The sequence below is a fragment of the Mycobacterium sp. 4D054 genome (assembly GCF_052245755.1).
Taxonomy (GTDB): Bacteria; Actinomycetota; Actinomycetes; order Mycobacteriales; family Mycobacteriaceae; genus Mycobacterium.
In genome coordinates, this window is record NZ_JBQQCF010000013.1 from 117,168 (window position 1) to 126,214 (window position 9,047).

A 9,047-nucleotide genomic window follows, 5' to 3' on the forward strand; every position below is an offset into this window, starting at 1 on the left:
TGTCTGCAAGTTCGAAGGTGGCAGTAATAGCCCTCTAGCTGCAATGAAACAGCACCACGAGCCTCTTTTTGCAAAGTTATCATAGACCCTATTATGCTAGACAAGTGTCCAGTTTATGGCGTCGCAAGTAGTGGTCAGCTTGGCATGGGGATTGGCCGACATCCGGTGACGAAGCCGGTAGGGGCATTCAGTCCGAGGAAAGACAGGAGCACGCCGTGGCTTACGTAATCACGCAGAACTGCTGCAAGGACGCCAGTTGCGTTCCCGTGTGTCCGGTCGACTGCATCCGCCCCACTGGGGGCGCAGCGCTGGCGGGCGCGGAGATGCTGTACATCGATCCAGAGGCATGCATCGACTGCGGGGCGTGCATGGAGGAGTGTCCTGTCGGCGCCATCGACTATGTCGACGACCTGCCGCCCAGCCAGGCGCGTTTCGCCGACATCAATGCGGCCTACTTCGAGCAACATCAGGAAGGGGCTGACGGTCCCTGGGTGGAGCAGCAGCACAGCCCGGTCGCTACGGGAGCGCTTCGCGTAGCGATCGTGGGCGCGGGGCCGGCCGCCTGCTATGCCGCGGCCGACCTCATCGCCGTAGACGGGGTAGAAATTTCGATGTTCGAGCGCTTACCCACACCTTTTGGTCTCATCCGCGCCGGAGTCGCCCCAGATCACCAGGCCACCAAGGCCGTCGTCGGTCTCTTCGATCGAGCCCTAGCATCGACGCGCGCGCAGTGCTATTTCAACGTCGAAGTCGGACAACAGATCAGCCACGATGAGCTGCTCGAACACCACCACGCCGTGATCTACGCTGTTGGCGCTTCCTCGGGCAGGACGTTGGACATACCTGGCGCGGACATGACTGGTAGTCACGCTGCGGCAGATTTCGTCGGCTGGTACAACGGCCACCCCGACCACGCTGACCATCAATTCGACCTCGGATCGTCGCGCGCGGTCATCCTCGGCAACGGCAACGTCGCACTTGACATGGCACGAGTACTGCTCGCTGACCGGCAACAGCTCGCCGCCACCGATATCGCGGACCATGCCCTCAACGCCGTCGCACAGTCCGGTATCGAGGAAGTCGTCATCATCGGCCGGCGCGGCCCACGCGATGCAGCATTCTCCGTCGGCGAGTTTCTCGCTCTCGCGCACCTCGACGGCGTAGACGTCGCTATCGACTGTGCGCCCTCAAGTTTGGATCCCTCAGATGGCGACGACATGATCACCAAAACCAAACTGCAACTCTGCCGCGAATATGCAGAGACACCCAACCATCCCGGTAACAAGACCATCGTCTTCCGTTTCCACTCCACCCCACTCGAAGTCCTGGGCAGTGGCCATGCAGAGGGCGTCCGCGTATCGCGCGACGGCGTCACCGACGACCTCGCTGCTGGTCTGGTGCTCCACTCGATCGGATACTCCGGCAGGCCGATTCCGAACCTGCCGTTCGACGCCGCGACAGCGACCGTGCCCAATGATGGCGGCCGCGTCGTGGACGATGCCGGCGCTCCGTTGCCGGGCGTCTACGTCACGGGATGGATCAAGCGCGGACCACGCGGAGTCATCGGCTCAAACCGGATGTGCGCCGCCGAAACCGTCGCGGCGCTTCTCGCCGACTTCAACGCCGGTGTGTTACCGGATACCCCCCGCCCAGAACGTACCGCCCTCGACAGCTTGATGGCGGAGCGCGGAGCAGAACCCGTTGACTGGCAAGGATGGAAGCGGATCGACCGGGCTGAACGTGTTCGCGGCGAACGGTATACGCGACCGCGGAACAAATTCCTAGCCGTCAAAGAGATGACTGACGCTGCCGCCGAGCGCATGTAGAACACCGGCGGCGAACTCCATGCACGGGACGCCCGCGGTGCGTTCGCGCCGAATCCTTGTTCATATCGGAAGCGGTGCTTGATACCGTCGGCTTCGGCCTCGTCGTATCCGCCACGGTTCACCGGTTGAACGGCTTTGGCAGGGAAGTAGTCATCGCCGATCTTGAAACCCTCGCTAACACAGCCGCAGCAGCTGCACTTCCTGCCCATATGGCGTTCGTGCGGGGACGGGGGAGCAGTTGGCGGCGGCGCGGGGTTCCGGCCGCACGACTGGACTGGTGTGCGCCCACCGTCAATTCACTTGATGGTGTAGCCGCCGTCGATGAGCAGGTCGGCACCGGTGATCATGCCCGCCGCGTCTGAGGCGAGATACACTGCGGCCGCCGCGATCTCGTCGGGGTAGGCGAAGCGGCCCATCGGGATGAGCTTCTTCAGTTCGTCGCCGCGCGGTCCGTCCCCGGCCTTGCGGCCGAGTTCGGTGAGCACCACTGTCGGTGAGATCGTGTTGACGCGGACGCCGCGGGGACCCCACTCGGCCGCCAGCACCTTCGAGGCCCCGACCACACCGAATTTCGACGCGCAGTAGGCGACGTGCTGATCAAGGGCGACCGTTGCCGCCTGTGACGCCGTGTTCACGATCGCGCCGCGGCCCGCCGCGAGCATGTGCCTGCCCGCGGCCTGACACATCAGGAAGGTGCCCTTGAGGTTGATGTCGATGGTCTTGTCCCAGGCGTCGAGCGGCAGATCTTCGGCGGGGGCGAGCATGACGACCCCGGCGCTGTTGACCAGAATGTCGATGCGGCCGAAAGCGTCGACCACGGAATTCACCGTGGCGGTTACGGAGGTGGGATCGGCTACGTCGCAGGCGAATCCGCGACTGTCCGGTCCGGCCTCGGCGGCCCGTGCCGCGGCGGCCGCGCCGTCGAGGTCGACGACGGCTATCCGGGCGCCCTTCGCCGCGAATGCGGCGACGATCGCCGCGCCGATGCCTGAGCCGCCGCCGGTCACCACCGCAACCTTGTCGCTCAATGGAAAGTCCAGGTCCACAACCGGTTCGGTGTTGGGTGTCATGTGTCGTCCTTGTCCTCGTCGAATGATCGGCAGGGGTATCGTGGACGTCACCGCGATCGAGCCGGTCGACGCCTTCGTCGATGCCACCGGCGTGCCGGCCGCCGTCGTCAGCGGAATCAAGGCGGTCGGGCCGGCCGGACACGTGGTGCTCGTCGGCATGGGCGCCGACGAATATGCGCTGCCGGTCAGCCACATCGCGAACCATGAGATCACCGTGACCGGGGTGTTCCGTTACACCGACACTTGGCCCGCCGCAATTCATCTCGTCGTCAGTGGCGCCATCGACCTGGACGGTATGGTGACAGGCCGCTACGACCTCGAGCACGTCGGTGACGCACTCGACAGCGACTCCGATCCGGCCAGCCTCAAATCGATCGTGGTGCCCGCGTGAACGCTGCACATGCCCCGGCATCGGGTACCGTCACGCAGTCGCTGTTGCGCTGCACCGACATTCACAAGAGCTTCGGTGGGGTGCCGGTGCTCAAAGGTATCGAGCTGGAACTGCACCCCGGCACCGTCACCGCGCTGGCCGGTGAGAACGGGGCCGGCAAGTCGACACTGATGAAGATCATCAGCGGGCAGTACACCGCCGATCACGGTGTGGTGCAGGTGGGGAAAACCACCCTGACCCCGGGTAACACCAAGGACGCGGTCCGGCATGGGGTGGCGATCGTGCCGCAGGAATTGGCCTCGATCGAGGACATGACGGTCTATGAGAACCTCTACGTCGGTAGGGAACTCAAGATCGGTCCATTCCTGAATCGGCGAGCGATGATCGACGAGGCCCGTGACGCGCTGGGCGTGTTCGGCCTCGAGATCAACCCGTCGGCGCGGATGGGCAGTCTGCCCGTCGGCCTTCGTCAGATCGTCGAGATCGTCAAGGCTGCCCGCACCGGCGCCCGGGTCGTCATGCTCGACGAACCCACATCGGCGATCTCCGAGCGCGAGGTGGAAGGCCTCTACAAAGTGGTGCGCACCCTGCGTGAGCACGGCGTCGCGATGGTCTACACCACCCACAAGATGGCCGAGATCCGCGCCATCGCCGACCGGGTGGTGGTGCTGCGTGACGGTGGGCTGATCCTCGACAAGGGCATCGATGACATCACCGACGACGAGATCGTCACCGCGATGATCGGCCGGGAACTCGACGCGGTGTTCCCCGACCGGCCGACCCCGGGCACCGAGCCGGTACTGGAGGTGCGCGATCTTCAGGTCGAAGGTGCTACCGGGCCCGTCTCATTCACGGTGAAGGCGGGTGAGATCGTCGGGCTGGCAGGCCTTGTCGGAGCCGGACGAACCGAACTGCTGGAAGCGATCTTCGGTGCCCGCACCAGCACTGCGGGTGTGATCACCGTGCGGGGCAAGGTGGTCAAACGCAATCATCCCGCCGCGGCGATCACCGCCGGTATGGCCATCGTGCCCGAAGACCGCAAGCTCTCCGGTGCCGTGCTGTCGATGAGCGTGCTGGACAACGGGACTTTGCCGCGGTTGTCGTCGTTCTCCCTTGCGGGCTGGTTGCGCGGTAAAGCCCGCACCAAGGCGGTGTCGGATGTGATGTCGTCGGTGGGGCTGCGCAGCCGCGGGCTCGGACAGGAGGTCGGCACGCTGTCCGGCGGCAACCAGCAGAAGGTGGTGCTCGCGCGCTGGCTCACCGGCGATGTGAACGTGCTGCTGCTGGATGAGCCCACTCGAGGAGTCGACGTCGGTGCGCGCAGTGAGATTTACCGTATAGTAACCGAATTCGCTGCCCAGGGGATGGCGGTGCTGATGGCGTCGTCGGATATGCCCGAGATCGTGGGCCTGTCACACCGGGCCTTCGTCATGCGGGGCGGCGCCCTGGTCGGCGAGCTCGACCGTGATGCCCTCGATCATCCCGAAGTGCAGGAATCGGTGTTCCGCCTGGCGACGGCACTGGACGGCGGAACCAAGACCACGACGCAGCAGGAGGCACCATGACGACCGACGTCGACGCAGACCAGCAGCCCCCCGGGCCGTCCAAGGCCCCGACGGTGGCGTCGCCGGTCACCGGCGAGCCGGTGAAACTCTTCTCGCGGCAATGGTTCTCGGGCGTTGCATTGCGCTACTCGATGGTGATCGTGGTGCTGCTGGTGATCGCTTACTTCAGCTACCGCAGCGCGCGTTTCGCGACACCCGAGAATCTCGTGACCATCCTGGTCGCGGCCGCTCCCTTCGCGTTGATCGCACTGGGCCAGACGCTGGTGATCCTCACCGGCGGCATCGACCTGTCGGTGGGCAGCGTGATCGCGGTGTCGGCGATGGCTGGTGCGGCGACGGCCAAGGCGAACCCCGGGCAGGTCTGGATGACGGTCACGGTGGCGATGGCCGTCGGTCTGGCATTTGGCTGCATCAACGGAGTTCTGGTGTCGCGCATCAACGTGCCACCGTTCATCGCGACGCTGGGCACCTTGACGGCCGGCTCCGGCGTGGCCTACGTCATCGGCGGCGGCGCACCGATCAACGGCCTGCCAGCCGAATTCGGCTCGATCGCGAACACCAAGATCCTGGGCCTGCAGATCCCGGTGCTGCTGATGATCATCGGCATCGTCTCGCTCGCCATCATCATGAAACGCACGTCCTACGGCATGCGGGTGTACGCCGTCGGCGGCAACCGCAACGCCGCCGAACTCGCCGGCATCAACGCCAAGAACGTGCTGTTCAGCGTGTATGCGTTCTCGGGTCTGCTGGCCGGGCTCTCCGGCGTGATGCTGGCTTCGCGCGTCATCTCGGGACCGCCCAACCTCGGACACGGTTACGAACTCGACGCCATCGCCGCCGTGGTGATCGGTGGTGCCAGCCTGATGGGTGGTCGCGGAAGTATCTGGGGCACGACGCTCGGGCTGTTCATGATCATGACGCTGAACAACGGTCTCGACATCCTCGTGGTCCCCGCCTACTGGCAGGACGTCATCAAAGGCGTGTTGATCGTCGCCGCGGTCGCGGTCGACGTGTGGTCATCCAGGAGGCGAACCTGACTACCGAACACTGACCGTCGCAGGGCCTTTCAACCTCGAATCACTGCAATCGAAAAGAGAGAATGACATGAGACTGACCACCAGAATCGCGGCGATCGCCTCGGTGGGCGCCCTCGGCCTCGGCCTGACCGCCTGCGGCGCGGGTGACACGACGGCCAACAATGACACCACCCGCATCGGTGTCTCGGTGTACGACATGAGTTCGTTCATCACCGCGGGCAAGGAAGGCATGGAGGCCTACGCCAAGGACAACAACATCGAACTGATCTGGAACTCGGCCAATCTGGACGTCTCCACCCAGGCCAACCAGGTCGACTCGATGATCAACCAGGGTGTCGACGCGATCATCGTCGTTCCGGTGCAGGCGGATTCGTTGGGCCCGCAGGTGGCCACCGCCAAGGAGAAGGGCATTCCGTTGGTGCCGGTGAACGCGGCGCTGAACAGCCCGGACGTCGCCGGTAACGTGCAGCCCGACGATGTGGCCGCCGGTGAGCAGGAAATGCAGATGATGGCCGATGCGCTCGGTGGTCGCGGCAACATCGTGATCCTGCAGGGACCGCTGGGACAGTCCGGTGAGATCGATCGCACCAAGGGCATCAACAACGTGCTGGCCAACTACCCGGATATCAAGGTGCTGGCCATGGACACCGCGAACTGGAAGCGCGATGAGGCCGTCAACAAGATGAAGAACTGGATCTCCGGCTTCGGCAACCAGATCGACGGTGTGGTCGCCGAGAACGACGACATGGGTCTGGGAGCGCTGCAGGCGCTCAAGGAGTCCGGCCGCACCGGCGTGCCGATCGTGGGTATCGACGGCATCGAGGACGGCCTCAACGCCGTCAAGAGCGGTGAGTTCATCGGGACGTCGCTGCAGAACGGCACCGTCGAACTGGCGGCCGGCCTTGCCGTGGCCAACGCGCTGGCGAAGGGCGAGGAAGTCAACACCGAGCCGGTGTACATCATGCCCGCCATCACCAAGGACAACGTCGACGTCGCGATCCAGCACGTGGTGACCGAGCGGCAGCAGTTCCTCGACGGGTTGTCCGAGCTGATCAAGAAGAACCTGGAGACCGGCGATATCGCCTACGAGGGGATTCCGGGGCAGACGCAGCCCTGATCGCAGCCATCCGCGACGAGGACCGGCCCACCATCGGTGGCCGGTCCTCGTTGTCGTTGGAGGACACCGCGCTCACACGTCGTGTCGATGCCACTCAGTCCGCGTCGGTCACCGCTCGGATCAGGTTGGGCGACATCAATTCGTCGCAGTGTTCAAGGGGAGGCACCGACAGGCCCTCGTCAGCGCCCATCGTCGAACGCGGATACCTGTGTGCCGGTTGACGTCCTCGGATACGCAGATCGCCCCTCCGCCACCCGGGCAACGGGTGGAGGAAGGGCGATCGCCAATACGTCAGGTGCGGGACGGGTGACTCAGACGGCGTACTCGTCGGCGACGGTCAGCGCGGCGTCCAGGATCTGAAGTCCTTCGGCCACTTCGTCGTCGGTGACATTGCACGGCGGCACGGCATGGATGCGGTTGAAGTTCGCGAACGGCAGCATGCCGCCCGACTTGCACGCCGCCAGCACCGCCGCCATCGGCGGGCTGGACCCGCCGTAGGGAGCGAGCGGCTCTCGGGTCGCCTGGTCGGCGACCAGCTCGATCGCCCAGAAGACCCCGAGGCCGCGGACTTCGCCGACCGAGCGGTGCCGGGCGGCGAGATCGCGCAGACCCGGTCCGAGCACCTGCTCGCCGATGCGGGCAGCGTTGGCCACCATGTCTTCGTCTTCCATCGCGTTGATCGTCGCGACCGCGCAGGCGGTCGCCAGCGGATGGCCGGAGTAGGTCAGGCCACCCGGATAAGCCCGGTCGGCGAAGGTCGAGTAGATCGCATCGTTGATCGCGACGCCGCCGAGCGGGATGTAACCGGAGGTGACGCCCTTGGCGAAGGTGATCAGATCGGGCACGACGTCGAAGTTCTCGATGGCGAACCACGTTCCGGTACGGCCGAAGCCGGCCATCACCTCGTCGGCGATGAACACGATGCCGTAGCGGTCACAGATGTCGCGGACCCCGGCCATGTAGCCGGGCGGGGGCACCATGATGCCCGCGGTGCCCGGAACCGACTCCAGGATGATCGCCGCGATCGTCGACGGTCCTTCCATCTGGATCAACCGGTCGAGATACTCCAGCGCGCGCTGGCTTTCCTGCTCCTCGGTCTCGGCGTGGAACGTCGACCGGTACAGGAACGGGCCGTTGAAGTGCACGATCCCGGCGTTGCCGTGGTCGTTGGGCCAGCGGCGGGGGTCACCGGTGAGGTTGATCGCGGTCTCGGTGCCACCGTGATAGGAGCGGTAGCGCGAGAGCACCTTGTAGCGGCCGGTGTGCAGCCGGGCCATCCGCACCGCGTGCTCGACGGCGTCCGCGCCGCCGTTGGTGAAGAAGATCCGGTTCAGGTCACCCGGGGTGCGCTCGGCGACCAGTCGCGCCGCTTCCGACCGCGCGTCGTTGACGTGCTGAGGGGCGATCGTGCACAGCTTCGCGGCCTGCTCGGCAATGGCGGCAACGACTTTCGGGTGCTGATGGCCGATGTTGGTGTTCACCAGCTGCGACGAGAAGTCCAGCAGCTTGTTGCCGTCGCCGTCCCAGACGTAGGAACCCTGCGCGGCCAGCACCGTCATCGGGTTGATCTGCGCCTGCGCCGACCACGAATGGAACACGTGCTTGCGGTCCAGTTCGTAGGCGCGCTGCCCGCGGGCGATGGCCGCATCGATGCCCTCGCCAGTGGGCAGCGAGGTGAGGTCGGTGGGCTGATCGGTGATGGTCACAATCGATCCTTTGGCAAGAGGGGAGGTGGAAAGCCGTCGGCGCGAGGGTGCGTGAAGTTGGGTCTGCGGGCGGCGTGTCGGTTGCGGACACGCACGCTCGCGGACTGTGGGGGTGGTCTTAGTTGGTGGGGAATCCGAGGTTGATGCCGCCGTGGCTGGGGTCGAGCCAGCGGGTGGTGATGGCTTTTTGGCGGGTGAAGAATTGGATGCCGTCGGTGCCGTGGGCGTGGCTGTCGCCGAACAGGGAGGCTTTCCAGCCGCCGAAGCTGTAGTAGGCCATGGGAACGGGGATGGGCACGTTGATGCCGACCATGCCGACCTCGACCTCGTTTTGG

The 9,047-nt window shown here is 65.2% G+C and carries 7 protein-coding genes and 1 pseudogene; 5 read left to right on the plus strand and 3 right to left on the minus strand.

Annotated elements, in window-relative coordinates:
- Positions 1 to 215: 215 nt before the first annotated feature.
- A complete protein-coding gene (locus ACTWP6_RS12295; RefSeq protein WP_443187821.1) occupies positions 216 to 1,826 on the plus strand; it encodes an FAD-dependent oxidoreductase in 1,611 nt (536 codons plus the stop codon).
- Between the two features lie 296 nt (positions 1,827 to 2,122).
- On the opposite strand, the gene ACTWP6_RS12300 is transcribed toward ACTWP6_RS12295, so the two are convergent.
- Positions 2,123 to 2,896, minus strand: coding sequence for an SDR family oxidoreductase (locus tag ACTWP6_RS12300; RefSeq protein WP_443187822.1), 774 nt, complete (start codon positions 2,894 to 2,896; stop codon positions 2,123 to 2,125).
- A gap of 40 nt (positions 2,897 to 2,936) precedes the next feature.
- Between ACTWP6_RS12300 and ACTWP6_RS12305 the strand changes: the two are divergent.
- The 4 genes and pseudogenes from ACTWP6_RS12305 to ACTWP6_RS12320 all read left to right on the plus strand — a co-directional run.
- Positions 2,937 to 3,287, plus strand: a pseudogene (locus tag ACTWP6_RS12305) (zinc-binding dehydrogenase); the annotation flags it as partial.
- The gene (locus tag ACTWP6_RS12310) at positions 3,284 to 4,852 is read left to right on the plus strand and encodes a sugar ABC transporter ATP-binding protein (RefSeq protein WP_443187823.1); all 1,569 of its coding nucleotides are present in this window, start codon (positions 3,284 to 3,286) and stop codon (positions 4,850 to 4,852) included. The pseudogene ACTWP6_RS12305 and the gene ACTWP6_RS12310, both read left to right, overlap by 4 nt.
- Complete coding sequence (locus tag ACTWP6_RS12315; RefSeq protein WP_260751025.1) at positions 4,849 to 5,889, plus strand: ABC transporter permease; 1,041 nt, start codon at positions 4,849 to 4,851, stop codon at positions 5,887 to 5,889. Before ACTWP6_RS12310 ends, ACTWP6_RS12315 begins: the two co-directional genes overlap by 4 nt.
- Before the next feature lie 67 nt (positions 5,890 to 5,956).
- A complete protein-coding gene (locus ACTWP6_RS12320; protein WP_443187824.1) occupies positions 5,957 to 7,006 on the plus strand; it encodes a substrate-binding domain-containing protein in 1,050 nt (349 codons plus the stop codon).
- A gap of 311 nt (positions 7,007 to 7,317) precedes the next feature.
- On the opposite strand, the gene ACTWP6_RS12325 is transcribed toward ACTWP6_RS12320, so the two are convergent.
- The gene (locus tag ACTWP6_RS12325) at positions 7,318 to 8,712 is read right to left on the minus strand and encodes an aspartate aminotransferase family protein (protein ID WP_443187825.1); all 1,395 of its coding nucleotides are present in this window, start codon (positions 8,710 to 8,712) and stop codon (positions 7,318 to 7,320) included.
- Positions 8,713 to 8,830: 118 nt separating this feature from the next.
- On the minus strand, positions 8,831 to 9,047 hold a 217-nt coding region (locus ACTWP6_RS12330), incomplete at its 5' end, for an aldehyde dehydrogenase family protein (RefSeq protein WP_443187826.1).

Excerpts from the sequence above, each read along its gene's own strand:
- ACTWP6_RS12315 (WP_260751025.1), top strand. The coding sequence starts at position 4,849 with ATGACGACCGACGTCGACGCAGACCAGCAGCCCCCCGGGCCGTCCAAG.
- ACTWP6_RS12300 (WP_443187822.1), bottom strand. The coding sequence starts at position 2,896 with ATGACACCCAACACCGAACCGGTTGTGGACCTGGACTTTCCATTGAGC.
- ACTWP6_RS12320 (WP_443187824.1), top strand. The coding sequence starts at position 5,957 with ATGAGACTGACCACCAGAATCGCGGCGATCGCCTCGGTGGGCGCCCTC.